We start from the raw sequence: 23,723 nt of genomic DNA on the forward strand, positions 1-23,723 counted from the left end.
CCCCCGCCATGTCCGCCGATAAAATTACAGACCCGAACTTCGCCGCGAAGGCGTACACCAACTCCCTGAATGTGGGGAGCAAGGCGGGCGCGTCTTTGGCCGATGACGGCGGCGTCAGCTTCTCGGATTTCCTGCGCGGCTCGCTCGAAAATACCGTCGGCAAGCTCAAGGCCGGGGAGCAAATGTCCGCGAAGGCCGTGACCGGCGACGCCGACGTGACCGACGTGGTCCAGGCCGTGACCGAGGCCGAACTCGCCCTCCAGACCGTGATCGCCCTGCGCGACCGCCTCATCTCCGCCTATCAGGATATTATGCGGATGCCGATTTAGTGCCACCCCCGTTTTTTTCCCCTCTCACCCTCTAGGGGGAGAGGGCAGGGAGAGGGGGTAACGCATGACATCATAACTAAAGGGGAAAGCCACACCTTTAATATTACTTTCAGTTGAAAGTCTTTTTTTCTTTATCCATAGTAAAAAAAATCAAAATCATTTTTTGTATGTATCTTATGGAGTCTCCATGTCAGAAGTAGTCTCAAAAAATTTTTCAGGAATCAACGCAAACGGCCATAGCCTCGAGCCTCATTTCTCTCCTGACGGAACAAAAATCGTATTTACAAGTTCTGCAACAAATTTAGTCGATGGAGACACAAACACAAAAACCGACATTTTCGTAAAAGACATGATTTCTGGTGAGGTATCTCTTATCAGTAAAGACTTAAGCGGTATACAGGGGAACGGAAACAGCCAAAGTGCTCAATTTTCCCCCGACGGAACCAAAATAGCATTTACAAGTCTATCAAGTAATTTTTCGAGCGGAGATTTGAATCTTATTCAGGATATTTTTGTTAAGAATCTCATTACAGGTGATTTAACAATAGTAAGCGCAGATATTAATGGAATATCTTTGTATGATTACTTTGGGTACTCTGGAAATTTTTCTTGGTCACCTGATAGTGCTCAAATAGTCTTTGAAAGTACGGTAAATACATTTGTTCCAGGTGGGTCACCGGAAGACGTTTCTCTTGAGGGGCCAAATGTATTTCTTAAGAATATAGAAACCGGAGAAGTTACTCTCGTTACTCCCTTTAGTATGTGGAGCAGCACTCCTGTATTCTCGCCCGACGGGACAAAGATTGCTTTTGACCATGGCGGAAATGATGTTCTCCTGTTGGCCGACACGAATGATGCAAGAGATGTATTTTTAAAAGATATTGCTTCGGGAACTTTTTCAATAGTAAGCACTGATAGCAGCGGAAATCAGGTTGAAGGACCAACTGCAAAACCACTGAGTATTGCCTTTTCTCCTGACGGAAAATTAGTAGCTTTTACAAGTTGGGCTGAAGGATTCGTACCAAACGATACAAACAACAAACAAGACATTTTTATTAAGAACCTTGAGACTGGTGAAACCAAGGCATTGTCAACAAATTCTCTAGGAGTTCTGGGAGATGGCAACAGCGATAAGCCAGTATTTTCACCCGATGGCACTCACGTCGCTTTTGTTAGCAACTCGAACAACCTTACTTCAAGCAACTCTTTTGGGACGCAAGAGCTTTACCTAAAAGATATCAAAAATGGCGATATTTTTAGAGTTGCCGACTTTGTTGATTCCGTTTTCAGCTTTTCACCAGATGGTAAATCTATTGCGGCTAACATAGGCTCACAAGTTGTTCTGATCCCGATAAGCCATCTACTGCCTCAGATAATTGAGGGCAGTGACGAAGCGGAGTTTCTACAAGGTGGATTAAGTCATGATAAAATATACGGCAAAGATGGATCAGATATTATCTACGGTTATACAGGTGACGATGAGTTATGTGGCCAAGGAGGAGGAGATACACTAAAAGGCCATCAGGGAAAGGACAGACTCTTCGGGCAAGAAGGTGAAGATTTTCTGTGGGGTGGTGACGACGATGATACGCTTAATGGCGGCACAGACTCTGATTGGATGAAAGGTGGTATAGGAAAAGACACCTTTGTTTTTGATAACCTTGAGGGTGTAGATACGGTCGCCGATTTTAGATCAAACGAAAAGATAGACCTGACAACCTTGCTGGGCAGGTCTATCGGCTTCCTACCAGACCAAGCTTTTACAAAAGGCTATATCAGGCTTGAGCAGAATAACTCAGATGCCAAATTGCATATTGATCTTGACGGAAGTGAAGGTGCTGATCCTGAGCAGCTTCTGGCTATCCTTTTAGGGGTTCAGGCAGACACAATCGGGCAAGGTAATTTTATTCTCCCGGAATATTCTAATATTCCTCCTTCCGCCAAAGACGATGTCTTCAGCATGCTCGAAGACACCATCCTCTCTGGCAACGTCCTCGCCGACCACGGTCACGGGCCGGACAGTGACCCGAACGGCGATGTCTTGCACGTCTTGGCGCAGACCTTCACAACCTCCAGGGGCGGCACGGTCGTCCTCTCTGAAAGCGGCGATTTCACCTACACCCCGAAAGCCGATTTTTACGGCACGGACAGCTTTACCTATAAGCTTCTGGATGAGTCCGGCGCGCATGATTTTGCCACGGTGTCCATCCGGGTAAACGACGTCGCTGATTTTTATATCGGCACGGACGAGGGCGACCGCTACATCGGCGGTTATCAGAATGACACACTCATCGGCTTGAGAGGAGACGACGTACTCTTCGGCGGCAGCGGTTGGGATAAGCTTTATGGCAACGAGGGCGCCGACACGTTGTACGGCGGTAAGGGCTCCGACAGGCTGAACGGCGGCGGTGATGCCGATTTGTTCGTTCTGGACGGCATCAATTTCAACCGCCCCGACACCATTCTGGATTTAAGCATTTCCGAGGGCGACAGAATCCAGATCAAAGACATTCTGAATTTCGATCCTTTAACCGACGCGATTACGGACTTCGTGCAGATCACCCAAAGCGGGGCTGACAGCCTCCTCTCCGTTGATATTAACGGAACCGATGGCGGCGCCTCCTTTGAGGTCGCGGCCAGAATCAAGGGCGTCACAGGTCTGGACGTCAACCAGCTGTTCGCGGACGGGGATTTGATGATCAGCAATATTATTGTATAGGGCTTTTTCACCCCCCCTCTCCCGCGCCGCTAGGCTCGCGTCCGCTCACCAAGCTTGCACGCCCTCTCCCCCTTCAAAAAGGGGGAGAGGGCAGGGAGAGGGGGCAAGTTTCACAACAATATGCTACGATCTACCTCATGATGTTCTTGACGAAAAAAATGAGAAAATTTCACCTCATCTTACGGGCTTTGCTCATTTTTCCTCTGATCATTCCTCAGAATGTATGGGCAGAGCAAGCCGAAGCTCAAAACGATGAAAAACTCGAAAGGTCAATCGGAAAGATTGTACGTTTGGCGAATAAGGCGAGGAGCTATGAGGAAAATGGAATGCACGCTTTTTGGGGCGATGGTGAAGTATGGACGTTCTTCTTTGAAGAATATGAAAAAAATGTGAAAAATTTACCTGTTGAAAGCAGGGTGGAATATCTCTGGTTTGGAATGTGGTTTCTGGAGTTAGGCGCTGATCCGGGTGTACAATTTACTGAAATTGTTATTAGGGACTGCCCGGAGGAGTATTCCAAAAAATTGAGGCATTTTATTTCCAGACACAAAGAACTGTGGGGCGAGGACAAGGGCAAGAAAATCTATTTCACGGAAAAGATATTGAGAGCGATAGAAGTGAATACAAACCGAAGAAAAGGGGATAACTCCGCCCCGCCTCCCGCCGCGCAATAGTCCCGCCGCGCCCTTTCTGCTACCCTGTTCCCCATGACAGACGCGGAAGTCATCGAAACCGTGCGCGAGGCGCTGCTGATCACCATCCAGATTTCCCTGCCGGTCCTGCTGGTCGGGCTGCTGGTCGGCGTCACCATCGCGCTGATTCAGGCGCTGACGCAGGTGCAGGAGATCACACTGGTCTTCGTGCCGAAGATCGTGGCGATTTTCCTCTCGCTCTTTTTCTTCCTGCCCATGATGATGAACACGCTCATCATGTTCATGGAGGGGCTGGCGCTGAAAATCGCGGGCGGCTAGGGGCCAGGAGAGGGGACGGCCATGCAAAGCGCATTGGAAACCTTTCTGGCCGGCGGCGTTCTGGCCTTCATCCTGACCTTCGTCCGCATCGGCGCCGCCGTGATGATCATGCCGGGTCTGGGCGACTCGTTCGTCTCCGAGCGCATCCGCCTGCATCTCGCGCTGGGCCTGTCCTTCGTCCTGTTCCCGCTGGTGATGCCCTTCATCCCCCAGCCCTTGCCGCAAACCTTCATGCTGTTCGTCATGATCGCGACCGAATTCATCGTCGGCCTGCTCATCGGTACGGTGGCGCGGATTTTCATGACCGCGATGGACACGGCGGGCATGATTATCTCCATGCAGTCCGGCCTCTCGAACGCGCAGGTCTTCAACCCCTCTCTGGCCACGCAGGGTTCGCTCATGGGCGCACTGCTCTCGGTGACGGGCGTCCTGATCCTCTTTAAAACCGATCTCCACCACCTCCTGCTTATGGGCCTCGTCGAGAGTTACCAGATGTTCCCGGTGGGGGAGGTGCCGGATACGGGAAGCATGGCCGAGGTGATGACCAAGGCCGTGACCTCCGCCTTCGCCGTGGGCGTGAAACTCGCCACACCCTTTATCGTTCTCACCCTCCTGATCTACGTGGCGATGGGCGTCCTCTCCCGCCTGATGCCGCAGGTGCAGGTCTTTCTTCTCGCCCTCCCGATCCAGATCGTGCTGTCCCTGATCCTGCTCATGCTGGCCGCCTCGACGCTCTTCCTGACATGGGTGGCTTTCTACGAAAACAGCCTGACCGTTTTCTTCCAGGCCGCCAGCCCCTAGGAGAAGCGCAAGATGGCCGAAGGCGACGAGCAGGACGACAGTCAGAAGACCGAAGACCCCACCCCGAAAAAGATCGAGGAAGCGCGAAAGCGCGGACAGGTCGCCCTCTCCCGCGAAATGAACAACTGGGTGATGCTGCTGGCCGGAACCCTGATGGTCGGCGTCTTCGCCGGTCCGGTCATGAGCGACCTGACCGTGATGATGCGGAGCTTCATCGAGCGCCCGCATGATTTTCCCTCGATGCCCGGAGGGTTATCCGTGGTTCTGGGCGGCGCGGCGTGGGAGGTGGTAAAAATCCTCTTCCTGCCGCTGCTGCTTCTGATGGCCGCCGCTTTCCTCGCACCCTTCCTGCAGGTCGGCCCCCTGATGGCGCCCGAAGTCGTCAAGCCGGACATCAGCAAGATTTCCCTCATCAAGGGCTTCCACCGCCTCTTTTCCATGCGCTCCCTCGTCGAATTCGTGAAGGGGATTTTGAAAATCTCGCTGGTCGGCGCGATGTCGGCCATGATTATCTATCCCTATTTCGACCGCTTCGAGCATTTCATCGACCTTGAAACCATCGCCGCCCTCGCCGAGCTTCAATATCTGGTCGTAAAGATGCTGGTCGGGATTCTGGTCCTGACATTGGTCATCGCGGTCACGGACCTGCTCTATCAGCGGTACGAATATTACCGCAAGATGCGGATGACCAAGCAGGAACTCAAGGACGAATACAAGCAGACCGAGGGCGACCCGATGGTCAAAGGCCGCCTGCGCCAGCTCCGCGCACAGAAGGCCCGCCAGCGCATGATGCAGGCCGTCCCGACCGCCGACGTGGTCATCACCAACCCGACCCACTTTTCCATCGCCCTCAAATACAACCCCGCCGAGATGAGCGCCCCGGTCTGCATCGCCAAGGGCGTGGACGATCTGGCGCTCCGCATCCGCGAAGTGGCGAAGGAACACGAGATCATCATCTATGAAAACCCGCCTCTGGCCCGCATTCTTTATGACACCGTGGAGATCGACGAGATGATCCCGGCCGAGCATTTCAAGGCCGTCGCCGAAGTCATCTCCTATGTCTACAAGATCAGGGGCCGCCCGCTGGGATAGGGGAAGAATCAGGCGCCACCCCATCCCGAACCTGTTCAGAACCTTGCCTTTGTGCCATGATTCCGTTAGAACCCTGATGTTCATATGTAAAACGACCCGATCCCGCTCAGAATGACGATAGACCACAAGGAATTCATCGAACGCCATCATAAGACAACCGGCGCCCGTCATCAGGTCGAAGGCCGCCGCCATTTGAGCAGCCTTCTGGTTTTCCTCATTTTCGCGCTTTACCTCGTCGTCATGGTCTTCGTGGTCAGCGTGGCGCGGGTGGACAGCACCACGATCTTCGTCTCCATCTTCGTCTTCGTCGCCGCCACGCTGGTCGCCTTCGCAGCCAAGCGGGCGCAATACCTGCAAGCCACGCAGGAGGACGAACTCGTCCTCATCAAGGAGGTGATGGAGGGCAGCCGCGGGGGGCGCCTGATCACCGACAGCGCCGATAACACGCTCTACTACAACCAGCGTTTCGCCGAAATGTGCGGCGTCGAAAAGGACGTCAGCTACGCCGCGCTGGTTCGTATGTTTGAGAATAACGACAAGGCCTCGGGCCTGCTCGACTCTCTCTCAGATGTAGCGCACCGCGGCCTGACCGATTCCATCGAACTTTACTGTGACTTGCGCGATCTCGAAGGCTGGTATCAGGTTACGGCCCAGCCCATCGCCGGCCACGCCGGATACATCCACTGGCGCCTCGATAACGTCACGGAGCGCTACACCGCCGACCGCTCGGTGCGTGAGGAGCGCGAGAAACTTATAGACTTTACAGACAACGCCCCGGTCGGGTTTTTCTCCGTCGATGAGAACGGCCGCTTCCAGTTCGCCAACGCCACCTTCGCCCGCTGGCTGGGCGAGGATCTGGCTCTCCTGCTCTTGCAGGGCAAGCTCCATACCTATATGGAGCATCCGCCGGAGAACGCGAAACCCTACGAACTCACCAACGAAAGCGCAGGCTCCCAGATCGTGGAGGTGCAGATGAAGGGTCCGGCGGGCCGCACCTTCCTGGCCTCCGTCAATTACAGCATCGTGCAGGGCGAGGGCGGCGCCGTGCGAACCCGCGCCGTCGTCCACGACCTCACCGCCGAACGCGAAATGCGAAAAGCCCTGCAGGCCTCGGAAGACCGTTTCCAGAGATTTTTCGAGGAAGCGCCGCTGGGGATCATCCTCGTCAATCAGGACGGCATGATCGAGGATTGCAACGGCGAATTCGCCCGCATGATTGGTCGCACGGTTTCGGATATCGAGGGCACGGACTTTAAAATTCTTTTAGGCGGCGAAGACCGCGACACCGTTCTTGAAGCCCTCAGCCACACCGAAAAGGGCCAGCAGATTTCAGGAACCATGGAAGTCACGCTCAAGGGCGAGAAACGCCCGGTTATTACGCAGCTTCACGCCCGCCGCTTCCGTGAGGGGCGCAGCATGGTTCTGCACTTCATCGACATGACAGAAAAGAAATCGCTGGAGGAGCAGTTCGTCCAGTCCCAGAAGATGCAGGCCATCGGCCAGCTCGCCGGCGGCGTCGCGCACGACTTTAACAATATGCTGACCGCCATCATCGGCTTCTGCGATCTTTTGCTCCTGCGCCACAAGCCCGGCGATCCGTCTTTCGGCGACATCATGCAGATCAAGCAGAACTCCAACCGCGCCGCAAACCTCGTGCGCCAGCTTCTGGCATTTTCGCGGCAGCAGACCTTGCGCCCGCGCCTGCATGACCTGACCGATATCCTCACCGAACTTTCGCACCTCCTGCGCCGCCTGATCGGTGCCAACATCGAACTTGATATCGTCCACGGCGACGATCTCGGCCTCGTGAAAATCGACGAGGGCCAGATGGAGCAGGTCTTCATCAACCTCGCCGTCAACGCCCGCGACGCGATGGACGGCGGCGGCACCCTGACCGTCACCACGGAGAACTACACCAACCGCAAGCCCCGCGAAATCAAGACGGAGGATATGCCCCCCGGCGACTGGGTGCTGGTCAAAGTCACGGACACCGGAACAGGCATCACGAAAGAAAACCTCGCCCGCATCTTCGAGCCGTTCTTTACGACCAAGGAGGTGGGGCAGGGGACGGGCCTCGGCCTTTCCACCGTCTTCGGCATCATCCGCCAGTCCGGCGGCTTCGTGGATGTCGAAAGCGAAGTCGGCAAGGGCACAACCTTCCTGATTTATCTCCCCCGCGCCGCCGAGTCGGAGGAAGAAGAGGACGAACCCCAGGAACTGACCGAGGAAAAACCGAAGGATCTGACCGGAACCGAAACGATCCTGCTGGTGGAGGACGAAGACGCCGTAAGAACATTCAGCCAGCGCGCCCTCACGAATAAGGGCTACAAGGTTCTCGCAGCCGAAAGCGGCGATTCCGCCCTGCGCCTGTTCGAGGCGGCGGAAAACAAAAAGCTCGACCTTCTGATCACCGACGTCGTCATGCCCGGCATCGACGGCCCCACCCTGGCCAAAAAAATCCGCGAGGCCAGCCCGAAACTCAAGATCATCTTCATCTCCGGCTATACCGAGGAACGCCTGAAGGACCATATGGGGGAGCGCATCTACTTCCTCCCCAAGCCCTTCACCCTCAAGCAACTCGCCGAAAAGGTAAAGCAGGTGCTGGAGGAGTAATACTTCCTTAAAAAGCATCCCCGCGCCCCCTTTGTCATCCCCGCGTCCCTTTTGTCATCACCGTGCCCCTCTTTTGTCATCCCCGCGTAAGCGGGGATCCAGTAAAGCGACCTAAATAGATAACGATGCACGGCTTGCGTTGTGTTCGCCGTGCCCGTTGTGTTTAAAAAACTTAGCGTCTTCGTGCTTTCTCGCCGAAGAGCGGAACTCCTTAATCTCTTACTCTCCTCCTTAACCTCCGTGGTCAAAACTCTTTCAACTTGTAACTCTTATCTTGTACATCCAATTATGAATAATGTTCTTTTTTTGTTCTTTTTTCTTGACACAAGAATAAAACAAGAACATTGTCATGTGCATAAGGCGGTTCGCGCCGCCACGTAGGATTTGCACATCACCCCCAATTATGCCAAAAGGGAGTCTCCGCTATGACCATCACCCCGTTCAGACAGGACAAGGATAACGCCATGACCCAGAACACCGCCGAAAAGCAGAAGGCGCTCGACGCCGCCCTCGCGCAGATCGAACGCGCCTTCGGCAAGGGCTCCATCATGAAGCTCAATGACGGGCAGATGGCGATGGAGGTGGAGTCGGTCTCCACCGGCTCTCTGGGCCTCGATATCGCGCTCGGTATCGGCGGCCTCCCGCGCGGAAGAATTGTAGAAATCTACGGCCCGGAAAGCTCCGGCAAAACGACACTGGCGCTGCAGGTCATCGCCGAGGCGCAGAAGGGCGGCGGCACCTGTGCGATCGTGGACGCCGAACACGCGCTCGACCCCGGCTATGCCCGCAAGCTTGGCGTCGATGTAGACAATTTGCTCATCTCCCAGCCCGACGCGGGGGAGCAGGCGCTCGAAATCGCCGACACGCTGGTGCGCTCCGGTGCGCTGGACGTTCTGGTCGTCGACTCGGTCGCCGCGCTCGTTCCCCGCGCGGAGCTGGAGGGCGAAATGGGCGACTCCCACGTCGGCCTGCAGGCCCGCCTGATGTCGCAGGCCTTGAGAAAACTCACCGGGTCGATTGCCCGTTCGCGTACCATCGTCATCTTCATCAACCAGATCCGCATGAAGATCGGCGTCATGTTCGGCTCGCCCGAAACCACGACGGGCGGCAACGCATTGAAATTCTACGCCTCCGTCCGCCTCGACATCCGCCGCATCGGCGCGATCAAGGACAAGGAGACCGTGGTCGGCAATCAGACCCGCGTGAAGGTCGTAAAAAACAAGATGGCCCCGCCCTTCCGTCAGGTCGAGTTCGATATCATGTACGGCGAAGGCATTTCCAAGACCGGAGAACTCATTGATCTGGGCGTAAACGCCAACATCGTCGAAAAGTCCGGCGCATGGTTCGCTTACGACGGCCAGCGCATCGGGCAGGGCCGCGAAAACGCCAAGCAATTCATGAAGGACCATCCGGAAGTGGCCGCGAAGCTCGAAAACCAGATCCGCCAGAACGCGGGCCTTGTAGCGGAAGCCATGCTTGCCGGACCAGAATCAGCCGGAGACTCGGCGGATGAGGCGGCGGCAAGCGCGGCGAATGACGAAGGGCCACCCCCGGCCAAAAAGAAGAAATAAAGGTCTTCGGCAGGATATTAATAGTCAAACACAGGGACGCTCTCCTGTTCCCGCAGGTTGTGCAGTTGTGCGAGATCTTCGATGGACGTCACGCGAAGGGCGCCGTTCTTTTCCAGATATTCAAGCGCCCGCGGCACCGCGAACTCGGGGTGCGGGTCATTCTCGCCGATACAGTCTTCCAGCAGGCGGACCTCATACTTTTTATCCAGCGCATCCAGAGTAAGGTCGGTGATGCACATCGAGGCATGAAACCCGGCAACCGACAGCGTTTTGATTCCGCGCTGCTTGAGAACCGTATCGATGTTCTTTCCGCCGATATCGCTGTGCAGGAAGGGGGACATTTCCTCCTTCCGCACCATGATATCTCCACGCTCGGGCTTGTATTCGACCATGTAAAGCCCGCCATTCGCAGTCGTATGGTCCTCGTCAGCAAAAGCGTAACAGATCACAAACACCGGAACGCCGAGATCGCGGTACCTGTCCGCCACATCCCGGATCCGCTCGGCCACGGTGCGCGTCTGCTCCGTTCCGTTCGGCTTCATCATTCCGCCTTCCGTGGTCCACGACAGATACGCAGGATCATCGAAGGTGGGGTCCACCCGCCAGCGCTGCGAATCGTTAATTAACAAAGCATGGTGTTGTAAGGAAGGCATCCCCGTCCCGCTTTTTTTCATCTCTTGACTGCAAGAATATCAGCTTTTCGCACAACTGAAAAGTTTACGCCTGAGGACACAAAAAAACACTGAAAATCAACCCTTCTCGCGCATCAGCGCCTGCTTCTGCCGTCCCCAGTCGCGCTGCTTTTCCGTCTCACGTTTATCGTGCTTCTTCTTCCCTCGCGCAATCGCGATTTCCAGCTTCGCCCGCCCCCTTTTATCGAAATAAAGCTGCGTGGCGACAATCGTCATGCCCTCGCGGGTCACCGCGCCGATCAGCTTGTCGATTTGCTTCTTGTGAAGAAGGAGCTTCCTCGGACGTGTCGGTTCGTGCTGCAAATGCGGCCCCGCCTGTTTATATTCCGCGATATTCGCCCCCCACAGCCACAGTGCGCCGTCCTTGGGCCCGACAAAACTTTCCTTGATGCTGCACTGCCCGAGCCGCAGCGACTTGACCTCCGATCCGGTCAGCATGATCCCCGCCTCGAAACGGTCCAGAAGCTCGTAATCGAAACGCGCCTTCCGGTTCTCGGCCACCACCTTGTCGGTCGAGATCATCGCGGGCTTTTTCTTGTCTTTTTTCCCGGCCATAACAGTTTGCGCGCCTTTCTTTTCAGGAACCGCGAGGGTACAGGCAGACGCAGGTTATTGGCAAGTGTATTAAAAGGCAGGTCAGGCCCGCCGGGCCTTGGCGCGTCCGCCTTTCAGGCCCGTCTGCTCCAACGCGGCATCGACAAGCTTGCGCGCCTTCTCGGAGGCGGGAACAAGCGGCAGCCGCACCTCGTCGGAACAAAGGCCCAGCGTGGAGGCCGCATATTTGACGGGCGCCGGATTGCTCTCACAGAACAAGGTTTTCGCCAGCGGCAGCAAAAGATCACGCAATTCCGCGAAAGTCTCAAGGTCACCTTCCATCCAAGCCTCCTGTAACCGGGCGCATTGCGCCGGAGCCACGTTGGAAACAACGGAAATGCAGCCCACGCCGCCCTGCGCCAGAAACGCCGCCGCCGTGATATCGTCGCCCGAAAGCTGGCAGAAATCGGGGCCGATCGCCATGCGCGTCTCCAGAGGTCGTGACAAATCACCCGCCGCATCTTTCACCCCGACAATATTCGGAAGCTTGGCCAGCTTGGCCATAGTCTCGACGGTCATGTCGATCACGCACCGCCCGGGGATATTATAGATGATAATGGGAATCGCCACGTCATCGTGGATTTTCCTGTAATGGGCGTAAAGACCATCTTGCGTGGGTTTGTTATAATAAGGGGTGACGATCAGCGCCCCGTCCGCGCCGACATCCTTGGCGTGTTGCGTCAGGGTGATAGCCTCATGCGTGGCATTCGAACCCGTGCCGGCAATAACCGGAACTCTCTTGTTGGCGATTTTCACGCACCGCTCGACAACAGCCATGTCCTCATCGTAAGTAAGAGTAGGGCTTTCACCTGTCGTGCCACACGGAACCAGACCATGCGTACCTTGCTCGATCTGCCATTCAACAAGATTATCGAATGCTTTCCAGTCGATTTCGCCTTTTTTAAAAGGTGTAATGAGGGCAGTGATGGAGCCTTTAAACATAATCGGACTTTCTTGACGATAATTCCCGCGATTTGTGCCAATTTATCGCCTCGGAAGCCGCCGCGCAAGGTTCTGATCGTTCTTCTGGGCGTTTTTCAGTTAGCATTTCTGCTCTCAGCCCCCGTTTTCGCCAAGGATTCGGAGATCAGCCGCGTCCAGACCGCACAGGCGCGAAAGAATACGGTCCTTGCCATTCAATCCTTCCGTCAGGGAAAAAAGGAGCAGGCCCGAAAATATATCGCCGAAAGCCGCGATCCGCTGGCCGCCAAGCTTTATCACTGGCTGGTCTTCACCGAAGAACGCTCAAGCTGGGATCCCGGACTTTTTGTCACCCTGACGCGCTTCATCCGCCAGAATCCCGACTGGCCGGGTATTACCAAAATGACCGCGAAGGTCGAGGACATCATGCCCGCGAATTTTCCCAGCAACGACGTCCTGACATGGTTCAAGGATTACCCGCCCCAGACGGGCCGGGGCATGAGCCGCTACATGGACGCCCTGATCGCGCAGGGCCGTAAGGACGAAGCCCGTAAATTTATGGTGGACTGGTGGGCCAGCACCCTGACCAGTCGCGACCAGCAACGCGGCCTTTTCGAAAAATACGGCCAGTTTCTGACTCTCGACGCGCACAAGCGCCGCTTCGATGCGCTCCTGCTGGCCGAGCGCTACGACAGCGCCCGGGCGATTGCCGGAGTGTTGGGGCAAGGCTACCCCGAACTGGCCGAGGCACGGATAGCCCTGGCGCAGGGCCGTAAAAATGTCGAAGGCCTGATCAAGAAAGTTCCTGGCTACCTCCAGAGCGATGCCGGACTTCTTTATGAGCGCATCCGCTGGCGCCGCAAGAACAATCAGGATTTCGGCGCCATGGAACTGCTGCATCAGGCGCCGGACAGCTCGAAAATCCAGAACCTTGAGGAATGGTGGGAAGAGCGCCAGATCATCGTCCGCCGCCTGCTCGATCAAGGCAGCTATAAAAGCGCGTATCTTTTGGCCCAAAAGCATCAGCAGAAGGACGGAGTCTCCTTTGCCGAAGCCGAATGGCTGGCGGGCTGGCTGGCGCTGCGCTTCATGAACAAGCCCACCGAGGCGCTGGAAAGATTCACCGCCATGTATAATCAGGTCGAAACCCCGATCAGCAAGGCCCGCGCCGCCTATTGGGCCGGACGTGCTTCCGAGGCGATGAAAAAGGAGGACATGGCCCGCGGCTGGTTCAAGAAAGCTGCAGCGTATCAGACTGTCTATTACGGCCAACTGGCGAATATCAAACTCAGGATGCAGGACCATCTCCCCAAGGTCGCGCCGCCGACCCTCTCGCGCGCGGACAAGGACAAATTCGCCCGCAACGATCTCGTTCAGGCCGCGCAGATATTCAATGCTGCCGGACAGGATGGTGAGGCCGGCCGTTTCCTGCAGGCCTTCATCGACGCGGAGGAAACCCCGAAAGCCTACCGCTACGCCGCCGAACTGGCCGCGCAGATGGGCCGCACCCACGAAGCCATTAAAATCGCCAAGAAAGCCACCAACAAGGGGTTGTTCCTGACCGCGCAATCCTATCCAACCATCACCAAATGGGTGCAGGGCATCGACGATGTCGAATGGGCGCTCATCCACGCCCTGATCCGGCAGGAAAGTATGTTCGACTATAATGCCTACAGCCCGGCGGGCGCCCGTGGCCTGATGCAGCTTATGCCCGGAACGGCGAAAGACACGGCCCGTAAACTGGGCATTGCCCACGATATCGCCTGGCTGACCGAACGGCCCGCCCATAATATCCAGCTCGGCACCACCTATATGCGCTCGCTGTTGCGGAAATATAATAATTCCTACCCGCTGGCCATCGCCGCCTATAACGCCGGACCGGGCCGTGTCGATAAATGGCTCAAGACCTATGGCGATCCGCGCACCGGGAAAATCAGCCTGATCGACTGGATCGAACTCATCCCCTTTTCCGAAACAAGGAACTATGTCCAGCGCGTCCTTGAGGGGGTGTACGTCTACCGCCTTCGCCTGAAAGGGGTGCAGAACAACCCCGACCAGATTCTGTTTATGGCCGAGAATTAAGTTAAGTAATATTAAGAAAAAAATACCCCAAGATTACATATATATGTATGTAGTCTGATTTTATCTGCTTATTAATATTCGTCCGCTAATATATACTAAAGATATTGGGCATTTTTCTTTAATCTTTTTACTTCAGATATTTAGGCATGAAACTCTTAATTGCAGACGATCATACGTTGTTCCGCGATACTATAGTGCAATATATTGAGCGCGCCTATCCGGGTGCCCATGTGGTGCTGGCGAAGGATTTCCATGAAACCCGAAAAATTCTGGCCGATGAACCGGATTACGATCTCGTGGTGCTGGATTTCATGATGCCGGGGATGAACGGCTTCGAAGGCCTGAAATATATGCGCGACACATACCCCGGGAAACCCGTGGCGATCATGTCGGGCGTAGCCGAGCCGGATGACGTGCGGACCTCCCTTGAATTGGGGGCTCGGGCGTACTTTCCCAAAACCCTGTCCGGAAAGTCGCTTCTGAATGGAATCCAGCAGGTCTTGTCCGGCAAACCCTACATTCCGCTGGAGGAGAACACGGAGAACTACGCGCCCGCCTATTACAACGATCCGAGACCTAAGCCCGCGCATACGAACGGCGCCCCGGATAAAGATCCTCAGGAAATCCGCAGAATTCTCGAAGATTTGGGTTTGACGCCCAGAGAGCGCCAGATCGTCACGCATCTTGCACGCGGAGAAACCAATCAGGACATAGCGGACTCGTTGAATCTAAAAATCGTGACCGTGAAGCTGCACGTCCGTAGCATCTGCCGCAAACTCGGCGCCAAGAACCGGACGGTTGCCGCCCTCAAGCTGCGCGATTGCGGCCTGCCCACGGATTAACGAAATCGGACGGAAACGAGGCGGTGTGGGATAAATCTGAGATGAAAAAACAACCCCTTCGCCAGTTTGTTCAAACCAATTCTGCCGCCGTAATTGTCCTGGGTCTGTCCCTCACAGCGCTCCTGACAACCTGCTACCACGTCCAGAATAGAGCGGAAGCGCTCACCGCTATTGAATTTCTATTGATTTTCAGCCTTCTGGCGCTGGCGTTTTTCAGCCTCTATATGCTGGCCACTAATACCAGGGTCATGAAAAGCCACGAACAATTACTGGATGAACACCGCGCCGCGCATGATCTGCTCGGCAATCGCCTGATGGCCATAGAAGCCGCGCAGGAGGGCATAGCGATCATCAACCCGTCCGGCGCCCTGACCTATATGAACACGGCGATGTTCGGGATATTCGGTATCCCGTTGGAGGCGGAGGACCAGTTCATCGGGGAAAGCTGGCTGCGTATTTTCCCGGAAGGCGTGTCGGAGAGCTTGGCCGAAAAAATGCTTCCGGCTCTGGAACAGCAGGGCTTCTGGCAGGAGCAGTTGAACATCACTTTGGAGGGGGAGAGCACCCCGCGCAGCCTCGACATTTCCGTCTCCCGCCTCCCGGATGGCGGCTTGATCGCCACCACCCGCGATGTGACGGAGCGTTTCAAGGCCGCGCAGGAAAAAAAGAATCTGGAGGAGCAGTTCTATCAGGCGCAGAAGATGGAGGCCATCGGCCGTCTGGCCGGGGGCATAGCCCACGATTTCAATAACATTCTCTCCGCCATTTCCGGTTACGCCGAATTCCTCGACGAAGACCTCAAAAGCGGCTCGGAGGAGCAGAAATTCGCAAAAAATATCCTGACCGCCGTGCGCGAAGCCAAAGCCCTCGTCGATCAGATGCTGGCCTTCTCCCGCCGCAAGGACAGCGCCAAGGAACCCGTCGATATCGTCATCTCCCTGCAGGAGACGGTGAATATTCTGAAGGCCAGCTTGCCCAAGACCATAGAAATAAAAACCGACTTTGAAACGCCACAAGCCATCATCAACGGCAACGCCTCGCAGATCATGCAGGCCTTCATGAATCTCTGCGTCAACGCACGGGACGCCATCGATAACAATAAAGGGGAAATCCGCATCGGCGTCAGCCTCGAATTCGCCGATGAGTTTCCTCATCCCGAGGCCATCTGGGACAGCCTGCCCGATCCGCGTGAGCAGCCCCCGACATGGATCGAGGACGTGGACGCCACGAAAACTCGCCTCATTCTCGGTCATCTGGCGAAGGAACAGGCCTACATCCGCCTGCGCCTCTCGGATTCCGGCTGCGGCATGAGCCGCGTGGTGATGGAGCATATCTTCGAACCCTTCTTCACCACCAAGCCCGTGAACAAGGGCACCGGCCTCGGCATGGCCACCGTCCACGGCGTGATCGTGGGCCATCAGGCCGCGATGGTGATCGAAAGCGCATTGGGGCAGGGGACGACCTTCGATCTTTATTTCCCCGCCGATGCCAAAATGCTGACCGCGTCCGAATCCGCGCCCCGTGAGAGTATATCCCCGAAGCAGGCACAGACCTCATGGGTCGGTGCACGGATACTTCTGGTCGAGGATCAGGATTCCGTGCGCGACATGATGATGAAGATGCTGCTGCGCCTCGGCTACCGGACGGAAAGCTGCGCCAGCGGGCTGGAGGCGCTTGACCGCCTGCGGGAGGAGCCGGGGGAATTCGACCTCGTGATTACCGACGAAAATATGCCCAAGATGACCGGAACCGAACTGGTGCATCAGGTCCACTACGACTTCCCCGATATTCCGTTTATCATGCTGACGGGCTACGCGCAGCAGCAACTGGAGGATATTGCCAGGGACCATCCGGCCATCAAGGCCATCCTCAAAAAACCGCTCTCCAAGGAAATCATCGCCCAGCAGGTCTCCGCGGTTCTCACCGCCCACGCCAAACCCCGCGTATCCGGCAAAAAGAAAAGACAGGCTTGATTTTCATGTTTAAAAATAGGCCTCACCATCAGGCCAAAGAACCTTTGTCTGACTGTCTATCTGTTTGAGATAAGATTCGACAAATGAAATTGCATTTTTCATCGCGTCGATGGGATCAATCCCGGCTATATCTTTCACTCGACCAACATCTCCGCGAATAGCGACGGGACAACGAACTTCAATATCTGGCTCCGTCCATCTGGGGTATCCAATCTGAATGACAATATCTAAAATGGAATCAGGAGTGCGCTGAAGTTTAAGGCGCCTCTCAAAACAGACCATAAAGTCGTTATGTTGTGTACCCATACTTAATAGGCCTCCGATAGCCAAAAACAGCTTGTTAATTCAATTATCTTTCAGAAAATTTCCAAGAAAAAAAATTCCTGAATCAAAACTCCTAAACGTCATTTCTTTCAAGTCGTCACCAGATGAATCAAAAAGAAACAGGCTAAGTTCCTGCGCTTCCGTATTCGTGACATGAAGTTCTGCAATTTTTCGTTGATTGTGTAATACAACAACGCACAGATAACCTTCTTCAAAGGCGTCTAGCTTGTAATCTAATTGCGGAAGTTTTTGAGAGGATGCGCTAACAAAATTTTTAAGAAGATTAAACTCAAGAACTGGGTCACCAAAATCATGGTGCCATACAGGCAAAACCCAATTTTCGAATATTTTTTTCATTTAAAAACACAGCAAGACCATTGAAATAAGCCTCATCAAATCATTTCATCATCCCCTCGCGCCACCACGCGAAGGTGAGGAGGCAGAGCAAGAGCAGCAAGCTCATCCATTCCGGCATCAGGGGAATATCCTTCACCCCCGAAACGGTATAATCGTTATTCCGCCGCAGCCCGACCCAGTTATTTCCGGCATAGCTCCGGCTGTTGGTCAGCAGCCGCACCCGCGGCTCCGGCGCATCGGCGAGCCACACCGCCCCGCCATTTGAGGCGCTCAGCGCCGGCTCTAGCCTCTCCGCCGTCGTCTTGACGCTGAAGAGTTCCGGCGGGTTGACATCGCCGATGATCGCGTAGCGCCGCTCCCCGTTCCCATCCTCGAAAGCATAGATTCCCAAAGCGCTGGCGGTGATGCGGTGCTCCAGCCACCCTTCGGGCGTAGGAGCAAGATCGAACATACTCTTCTTCCCGTCTGGCGCCGTCATCCCGATCGTTTCCTTCTCCTGATCGTAGATATGCTTGCGGACGATGATCGTGTTTTTTTCGGTGCTCACGCTCAGCGCCCGCTCATCCAGTTCCGGCTCCTTCATCAGCCAGTGCACGACCCGCCGCAGAAGCTCGGCGTGCGGCCCGCCGGTCTCATAGCCGCGCGACCACAGCCAGATCTGGTCGCTGGCGATCTGCGCCACACGGCCCTTCTTCACCCGGTCGAGGATCAGCAGGGGCTTATCCTCGATCCCGTTGAGCAGCGCATCGCCGCTTTCCTGATGAATCCCGACCTGCCGCAGCCAGCGCCCCCAACTCGGCACACCCTTGTCCTTCGAATGATAATCGCCCCACACCAGACTGTTCGTCACCGGATGCCGACGCCCCAGATCGGTCGGCGTCGGCTTGAACGGCCGCTCTATGATATCGCCCGTCGGGCTGCCCGGCAGGATGTTGACTAGGCTGGTCATATAGATGGAATCCTCCCCCGCATACGAAGGCCCGCTGGCCTCCAGGAACGCGCCGCCTTCCTCGACATACTTGGCGATATTATCGAAATAGAAATTGGGCAGGATCCGGTTGAGGTGATAGCGGTCGAAGATAATGAGGTCGAAATCATAAAGCTTGATCTCGAACAGCTCCCGGAAGGGAAAGGCGATCAGGGAAAGCTCGTCCTGCGGCGTGAAGTCCAGCTTCTCCGGCTCACGTAAAATCGTGAAATGCACAAGGTCAACGCCAGGATCGGAGGTCAGCAGATCCCGCCACGTCCTCCCCCCCGCATGGGGCTTACCGGAGACCAGCAGGACGCGCAGCCGGTCGCGCACACCATTGACCAGAAGCGCCGCCTTGTTATTGGCGGTAGTCAGTTCGTCGTTCACACCCTGCACGGAAAGCTCGAACACGTTCTGCCCCGGATTTTCGATGGGCAGGCTGAGGGTTTGCTCGATATTCACAGGCACATTGAACCGTTCCGTCGTCCCGTCATGCCGCGTGAAGGTGACATCGGCGGTCGATGCGCCGATATTGGCGGTATCCTCGATCTTGTATTTGACGTCCACGGCCTGCCCGACAAGCCCGTAGCTCGACGCGTTTGTAATCACGATCTGCCGGTCGCGCTCGTTGCGGTCGCCGCTGAGCAGCAGGCTGATCGGCCCGTACTGCGTAAACTGCGCAGGATTTTGCGGCACGTCATGAATTTGCCCGTCCGAAAGAAAAATCACGCCCGCCCGCCGCTGTTGCGGGATGCTGGCAAAGGCGGGATCGAGAACCTCGAACAGCTTGGTCCGGTTTTCAAGGCTTCCGGCCTCCGGCGCCTCGATGATCCGCAAATCCAGTCCCTCAACTTTATCAAGCTGCGCCTTCAACGCGGCAAGGGCGCGATCCGTGCGCTCCTGGCGTTGCCCCATAGTCTGGCTGGCGCTGCGGTCAACGACGATAACCGCAACATCGTCCACACCTTTTCTGTCTTCGCTCAGAAGGGAGGGATTCATTAGAATAAGAATAAAGAACGACAAGGTCACAGCGCGGAACACAAGCGTCCGCCGTGACCGCCAGAACGCCGCCGCCACAAAGACAGCGCCGATCACTGCTACGGCGATCAGCCATGTCTCGTCGATGAAGGGGGAGAAATGCAGACGAAGGGCAGGACCGTTCATGGCATCATTCTCCTATTGGTCCAGCCGCTTGAGGATATGCGGAACGTGCACTTGGTCATTTTTATAATTGCCCGTCAGTGCGTACATCACAAGATTGACGCCAAACCGCAAGGACATCTCTTCCTGTTTCGATCCGCCGAACATCATGGATTGCCGCGCCGAGGAGCCAACGCCCGAGGACGCCCACGACCCCGCCCAGTCATTCCCGCCGATAATGACCGATGACACATCATCGCGTCCCCCCGCGCTGTGCTGCTCGACCCACACCGTGCCGCCGTTATAGCGCCCCGGAAAATCTTTCAGCAGGTAGAAGGAGCGCGTCAAAACATGATCCTTGGGTACGTGGATCAGAGGCGGAATATTGAGCGATCCGGTCATTTGGCGCAGCGTGCGGGCGCTCTCTGTCTCGGTGGTGCTGCCCGTGCTTCCGCTCTGGTCGCGTGTGTCGAAAACGATCGTGCCGCCGTGATCGAGATAATTCTGCACATTCTGCATCGCCTTGCCCGAATACGGAGCTTTCCCCGGCGAAACCGCCCAGTAGAGAATGGGAAAAAACGCGAGGTTGTCGGTCTCGGGATTCACCGCGACCACTCCGTCCGGCTCCACCGACGTCCGCCGGGTCAGGATTTCAGAAAGGCTTTCCAATCCACGCTGGGTGACGGCATCAAGCCCGGAATCTCCGCTTTGAACATAAGCCAGATAAAACCCGTTAGCATACGCCATATCCTTGTCGGCAGAGGAGTCCTGAGCGAAAGCCGTAGGGACGACCGTAAATGTGAAGATAAAAAGCAGACACGAAACTCCGAATCCGCGCTTGCGCCTCTGACCGAAAACGGGAAACAATCCCCCCGAAAGAATGACGATCATGATGACCCAATCGAGAAGAAAGAGGATAAGCGCGGCGTAAAGCAGGCGCGGCATTAAATCAATCTCATAATCGGCATCGTAATATTTTTGAACCACGCTGGAGGGCAGGGTGCCAACGGATTTTAAAGGAGGCAGGGCGCTCCCCAGATTAAGCGCGACCTGAAACCCGCCTGTTCCGTAAATTCCCGGCGGGTGCGTCGAGTCAGGAATGAATCCGGCGACCTTATCCGCAGGAAGCGATTGCACGTATCCCGGCGGCGGCATCAGGTTTCCATTTCCGTCGAGAACTTGTATCGGTTCAAGGTAGCTCTGGTTGACATTCAGGGATTTGACGGAATGACCGGCCATTTTGATCAAGCGGTTAAGGATATCCACATAAAGACCGGAAAGGGCGAGGTCGGACCAGTCCGGCGTCGCGGTCGTATGGATTAGCACGACAAGCCCGCGCTCCAGAGGCATCCCGGTAATCAGGGGGGTGCCGTCCTCAAGCCGCGCCCAGACTTTTCCCTCCAGCTCCTGCGCCGGATCGGCCAGAACCTGCTGCTTCACCTTGATGTCGGGGGGGATGGGGAGGCCATAAAACGGGCTGTTCGGCTCGAATGCGGCTATGCCTTGTGGCTTTTCCCAGGACAGGGAGCCTTCCAGCGCCCGCCCCCCGGCACGCAAACGCACGGGCAGGAGATATTGCTCACCTTGGGACTCACTCAGATTGGGGCCGGAAAACCGCAGAAGAAGCCCGCCCGCCTTGACCCATTGTTCTAGCGCGTTCAGCGTATCGGACGGCATCGCCCCGACATCGGGCAGGATGATCGTGGACAGACTCTCGATCTTCAAGAGCGCATCGAGTGTATCCGTGGTCAGCGTCGCGCTCGGCTCCAGCGCCCGCTTGAGGTAAAATCCGGCATTCATCAGCGGCGCCGTGTCGGTATCCTCCGCCGGTTCGGCGATCCCGACATGACGCTTCTGGAATTGATCGTCGAGCAAGAATACGCTGCCCGAACCCTTCATGCCGCTGATCCTGAAAGATCCAGCTTCGTTCCGCAAAGGCTCGGGAATATCGAACAGCACATTCTGCGGCAACTGCGACCGCTTGAGTTCAACGGTCTGCACATCCAGAATTTGGTTGCTGCGTGAAAGCGCCTGCACCGGAACTGGCATTTGATCGGGAATAACGGGCGCCGCATCGAGGGAAACTTTCACGAACGCTCTCTGCTCTTCAAGGCTTTGGGTATCCTTTTCCCGAGCGGGACGCAGCAAAAGGGGCAGACGGAAAGCCTCCGGCCCTGTATAGGTCAGGCTCCCCTGCGCCTGCAGGGTTTGCACCAGGACGCCAAGATCGCCTTCATCCAGACCGCTGCCCAGCCAGAGCGTATGAAGGCTTTGCGCCGGTTTATTTTCAAGAATGAGGGCTTGCGCGGCTTTATAATCGGCGGGCCAGGGCTGCGTCCCCAGTCCGCGTAGAACCGACACCGCCTCCTGATAGGCCATCGGCCCTTTATAGAGCGGCTCTTTCGCGCCGGGCAGGGGGGCGGTCGTCAGGATATAGAGTTCGCGCTGCACCCGCGAAGCTTGCTTGAGTGCCTCCTCGGCGGCGCTCATTTGCAGCGTCCAAGTCTGCGCCCCGGCCCAGCTGTTGTCGATCACCAGACGCACCGGACCGCTGCCTTCGATATTCTCCGCCGGATTGTAAACGGGCCGCGCCAGTGCGATGATGATGAGCGCCGCGATCAGGAGCCGCAGGAGTAAAATCCACCACGGCGTCTTATTGGGCGTCTGCTCCTCCGAGATCAGTCCGGCAAGAAAACGCGTCGCAGGAAAATAGATGACGCGGGGAACGGGCGGCGTCACCCGCAGAAGATACCAGAGCAAGGGAAGGACGAGCAGCGCGGAGAGAATCCATGGCTGCAGGAAAATCATATTGGCCAGAAGCCCCATCATGGGCGACCTCCGTGACCGGCCGCACCGATCATAAGCCAGATGCCCAGAACGGTATCGGAAACACTGTGATCCGTGCGATGCAGGATATAGCTCCAGTTCCTCTCGGAACAAAGCCCATAAACGGCTTTCATATGGTCATGCATACGCTTTTGGTATGCGTCCTGAATCGAGCCGACATTATTGACCGTTTCACGCTCACCTCTGATTAACCCCTGAAACGTCACCCGTCCGCTGAAATTCAACTCAAGCTCCTGCGGATCCAGAACCTGAACCACCAGCGCATTTTGCACCGAGGCCGAAAGAAAATCGAAATTCTCCTCGATATGGGACAGAGGCTCCAGAAAATCTCCGCACAGGATGAGGGAGGAATGTTGAGGAAGTGGAAAGAAATCGGCTGCAGGCAGGTTTTCCGGTTTGAGGGGTTCGGCGATCAGGCTTTGTGCAATCCGCTGGAGTTGCAAATCGCTCCGCCCGGTTTTCGGGTCGCCGAAGAGACCGACCTGCTCGTTCGCCCGCGCCATAAGGATCCCCAGTGCCAGCGTGATGACCCTCGCCGCATCAAGTTTTTGCGGCAGGTTTTTCGCGGAGGAATACGCCATCCCGTCCCCGCTCGAACACCAGAAAAAAGTCTTCTGCGCGATTTGCCACTCGCGCTGCCGGATAAAAATCTGCTCCGTCTTGGCCGATTGCCGCCAGTCGATATCCTGCGGCCGGTCCCCCGGAAGATACTCGCGGAACTGCCAGAATTTTTCGCCCATGCCGGATTTACGCAGAGCGTGGTCGCCGTGCAGGATTCCGTTTGCGACCTTCTCGGCCTGCATCATCAGGGAGGGCAGGTGCGCCGAAGCCTTGTCCGCCTCATGCCGAAAAGTGAGTAGCTCTGTAAGGCGCATGAGATATGTC

General features: G+C 56.0%; 19 protein-coding genes. 11 read left to right on the forward strand and 8 right to left on the reverse strand.

Annotated elements, in window-relative coordinates:
* The first annotated feature begins 23 nt into the window (after positions 1 to 23).
* From fliE to recA, 8 genes are all read left to right on the forward strand, one after another.
* Positions 24 to 329, forward strand: coding sequence for a flagellar hook-basal body complex protein FliE (fliE, locus tag IPN28_06755; protein ID QQS58556.1), 306 nt, complete (start codon positions 24 to 26; stop codon positions 327 to 329).
* Positions 330 to 516: 187 nt separating this feature from the next.
* Complete coding sequence (locus tag IPN28_06760; GenBank protein QQS56014.1) at positions 517 to 3,048, forward strand: PD40 domain-containing protein; 2,532 nt, start codon at positions 517 to 519, stop codon at positions 3,046 to 3,048.
* 137 nt (positions 3,049 to 3,185) lie between these two features.
* Positions 3,186 to 3,722: a hypothetical protein gene (locus tag IPN28_06765; GenBank protein QQS56015.1), complete on the forward strand. Its 537-nt coding sequence runs from the start codon at positions 3,186 to 3,188 to the stop codon at positions 3,720 to 3,722.
* A 33-nt stretch (positions 3,723 to 3,755) separates the two neighbouring features.
* On the forward strand, positions 3,756 to 4,019 hold the full coding sequence (fliQ, locus tag IPN28_06770; GenBank protein ID QQS56016.1) for a flagellar biosynthesis protein FliQ: 264 nt from the start codon (positions 3,756 to 3,758) through the stop codon (positions 4,017 to 4,019).
* 21 nt (positions 4,020 to 4,040) lie between these two features.
* The gene (fliR, locus tag IPN28_06775; protein QQS56017.1) at positions 4,041 to 4,820 is read left to right on the forward strand and encodes a flagellar biosynthetic protein FliR; all 780 of its coding nucleotides are present in this window, start codon (positions 4,041 to 4,043) and stop codon (positions 4,818 to 4,820) included.
* 12 nt (positions 4,821 to 4,832) lie between these two features.
* The gene (flhB, locus tag IPN28_06780) at positions 4,833 to 5,912 is read left to right on the forward strand and encodes a flagellar biosynthesis protein FlhB (GenBank protein QQS56018.1); all 1,080 of its coding nucleotides are present in this window, start codon (positions 4,833 to 4,835) and stop codon (positions 5,910 to 5,912) included.
* Positions 5,913 to 6,023: 111 nt separating this feature from the next.
* Complete coding sequence (locus IPN28_06785) at positions 6,024 to 8,525, forward strand: PAS domain S-box protein (protein QQS56019.1); 2,502 nt, start codon at positions 6,024 to 6,026, stop codon at positions 8,523 to 8,525.
* Between the two features lie 425 nt (positions 8,526 to 8,950).
* Positions 8,951 to 10,096, forward strand: coding sequence for a recombinase RecA (recA, locus tag IPN28_06790; GenBank protein ID QQS56020.1), 1,146 nt, complete (start codon positions 8,951 to 8,953; stop codon positions 10,094 to 10,096).
* Between the two features lie 17 nt (positions 10,097 to 10,113).
* On the opposite strand, the gene IPN28_06795 is transcribed toward recA, so the two are convergent.
* The 3 genes from IPN28_06795 to IPN28_06805 form a co-directional block, all read right to left on the reverse strand.
* Positions 10,114 to 10,749, reverse strand: a complete 636-nt coding sequence (locus tag IPN28_06795; protein QQS56021.1) for an isochorismatase family protein — start codon at positions 10,747 to 10,749, stop codon at positions 10,114 to 10,116.
* Positions 10,750 to 10,845: 96 nt separating this feature from the next.
* Positions 10,846 to 11,310: an SsrA-binding protein SmpB gene (gene smpB / locus IPN28_06800; protein ID QQS58557.1), complete on the reverse strand. Its 465-nt coding sequence runs from the start codon at positions 11,308 to 11,310 to the stop codon at positions 10,846 to 10,848.
* A 114-nt stretch (positions 11,311 to 11,424) separates the two neighbouring features.
* Positions 11,425 to 12,324, reverse strand: a complete 900-nt coding sequence (locus IPN28_06805) for a 4-hydroxy-tetrahydrodipicolinate synthase (GenBank protein ID QQS56022.1) — start codon at positions 12,322 to 12,324, stop codon at positions 11,425 to 11,427.
* A 12-nt stretch (positions 12,325 to 12,336) separates the two neighbouring features.
* Between IPN28_06805 and IPN28_06810 the strand changes: the two genes are divergently transcribed.
* The 3 genes from IPN28_06810 (at position 12,337) to IPN28_06820 (ending at position 17,200) form a co-directional block, all read left to right on the forward strand.
* Complete coding sequence (locus IPN28_06810) at positions 12,337 to 14,385, forward strand: lytic transglycosylase domain-containing protein (protein QQS56023.1); 2,049 nt, start codon at positions 12,337 to 12,339, stop codon at positions 14,383 to 14,385.
* 146 nt (positions 14,386 to 14,531) lie between these two features.
* Positions 14,532 to 15,227, forward strand: coding sequence for a response regulator transcription factor (locus IPN28_06815; protein ID QQS56024.1), 696 nt, complete (start codon positions 14,532 to 14,534; stop codon positions 15,225 to 15,227).
* Positions 15,228 to 15,268: 41 nt separating this feature from the next.
* On the forward strand, positions 15,269 to 17,200 hold the full coding sequence (locus IPN28_06820; GenBank protein ID QQS56025.1) for a response regulator: 1,932 nt from the start codon (positions 15,269 to 15,271) through the stop codon (positions 17,198 to 17,200).
* Between the two features lie 9 nt (positions 17,201 to 17,209).
* Here IPN28_06820 and IPN28_06825 read toward each other — a convergent pair whose 3' ends face one another.
* Genes IPN28_06825 through IPN28_06845 form a run of 5 tightly spaced genes read right to left on the reverse strand, consistent with a single transcriptional unit; the run spans position 17,210 to position 23,713 of the window.
* Positions 17,210 to 17,506, reverse strand: coding sequence for a hypothetical protein (locus IPN28_06825; protein ID QQS56026.1), 297 nt, complete (start codon positions 17,504 to 17,506; stop codon positions 17,210 to 17,212).
* Between the two features lie 39 nt (positions 17,507 to 17,545).
* Entirely contained in the window at positions 17,546 to 17,881 is a 336-nt protein-coding gene (locus IPN28_06830) for a hypothetical protein (GenBank protein ID QQS56027.1), read from the reverse strand.
* 40 nt (positions 17,882 to 17,921) lie between these two features.
* Positions 17,922 to 20,015 carry a hypothetical protein gene (locus IPN28_06835; protein ID QQS56028.1) on the reverse strand — a complete coding sequence of 698 codons (2,094 nt, stop codon included), beginning with the start codon at positions 20,013 to 20,015 and terminating at the stop codon, positions 17,922 to 17,924.
* A gap of 12 nt (positions 20,016 to 20,027) precedes the next feature.
* Positions 20,028 to 22,820 carry a DUF4159 domain-containing protein gene (locus tag IPN28_06840; GenBank protein ID QQS56029.1) on the reverse strand — a complete coding sequence of 931 codons (2,793 nt, stop codon included), beginning with the start codon at positions 22,818 to 22,820 and terminating at the stop codon, positions 20,028 to 20,030.
* A complete protein-coding gene (locus tag IPN28_06845; protein QQS56030.1) occupies positions 22,817 to 23,713 on the reverse strand; it encodes a DUF58 domain-containing protein in 897 nt (298 codons plus the stop codon). Before IPN28_06845 ends, IPN28_06840 begins: the two co-directional genes overlap by 4 nt.
* Between the last annotated feature and the right edge of the window lie 10 nt (positions 23,714 to 23,723).

It is taken from the genome of Alphaproteobacteria bacterium (genome assembly GCA_016699735.1).
Classification (GTDB): Bacteria; Pseudomonadota; Alphaproteobacteria; order Micavibrionales; family Micavibrionaceae; genus JAGNKE01.

Bases quoted from the DNA above. Each gene is read 5' to 3' on its own strand.
- IPN28_06765 (QQS56015.1), top strand. From the start codon at position 3,186: ATGATGTTCTTGACGAAAAAAATGAGAAAATTTCACCTCATCTTACGG.
- IPN28_06840 (QQS56029.1), bottom strand. From the start codon at position 22,820: ATGATGGGGCTTCTGGCCAATATGATTTTCCTGCAGCCATGGATTCTC.
- IPN28_06785 (QQS56019.1), top strand. From the start codon at position 6,024: ATGACGATAGACCACAAGGAATTCATCGAACGCCATCATAAGACAACC.
- IPN28_06760 (QQS56014.1), top strand. From the start codon at position 517: ATGTCAGAAGTAGTCTCAAAAAATTTTTCAGGAATCAACGCAAACGGC.
- IPN28_06815 (QQS56024.1), top strand. From the start codon at position 14,532: ATGAAACTCTTAATTGCAGACGATCATACGTTGTTCCGCGATACTATA.
- IPN28_06845 (QQS56030.1), bottom strand. From the start codon at position 23,713: ATGCGCCTTACAGAGCTACTCACTTTTCGGCATGAGGCGGACAAGGCT.
- IPN28_06825 (QQS56026.1), bottom strand. From the start codon at position 17,506: ATGGGTACACAACATAACGACTTTATGGTCTGTTTTGAGAGGCGCCTT.
- IPN28_06795 (QQS56021.1), bottom strand. From the start codon at position 10,749: ATGCCTTCCTTACAACACCATGCTTTGTTAATTAACGATTCGCAGCGC.
- IPN28_06830 (QQS56027.1), bottom strand. From the start codon at position 17,881: ATGAAAAAAATATTCGAAAATTGGGTTTTGCCTGTATGGCACCATGAT.
- IPN28_06835 (QQS56028.1), bottom strand. From the start codon at position 20,015: ATGAACGGTCCTGCCCTTCGTCTGCATTTCTCCCCCTTCATCGACGAG.
- smpB (QQS58557.1), bottom strand. From the start codon at position 11,310: ATGATCTCGACCGACAAGGTGGTGGCCGAGAACCGGAAGGCGCGTTTC.
- recA (QQS56020.1), top strand. From the start codon at position 8,951: ATGACCATCACCCCGTTCAGACAGGACAAGGATAACGCCATGACCCAG.
- IPN28_06805 (QQS56022.1), bottom strand. From the start codon at position 12,324: ATGTTTAAAGGCTCCATCACTGCCCTCATTACACCTTTTAAAAAAGGC.
- flhB (QQS56018.1), top strand. From the start codon at position 4,833: ATGGCCGAAGGCGACGAGCAGGACGACAGTCAGAAGACCGAAGACCCC.
- fliQ (QQS56016.1), top strand. From the start codon at position 3,756: ATGACAGACGCGGAAGTCATCGAAACCGTGCGCGAGGCGCTGCTGATC.
- IPN28_06820 (QQS56025.1), top strand. From the start codon at position 15,269: ATGAAAAAACAACCCCTTCGCCAGTTTGTTCAAACCAATTCTGCCGCC.
- fliR (QQS56017.1), top strand. From the start codon at position 4,041: ATGCAAAGCGCATTGGAAACCTTTCTGGCCGGCGGCGTTCTGGCCTTC.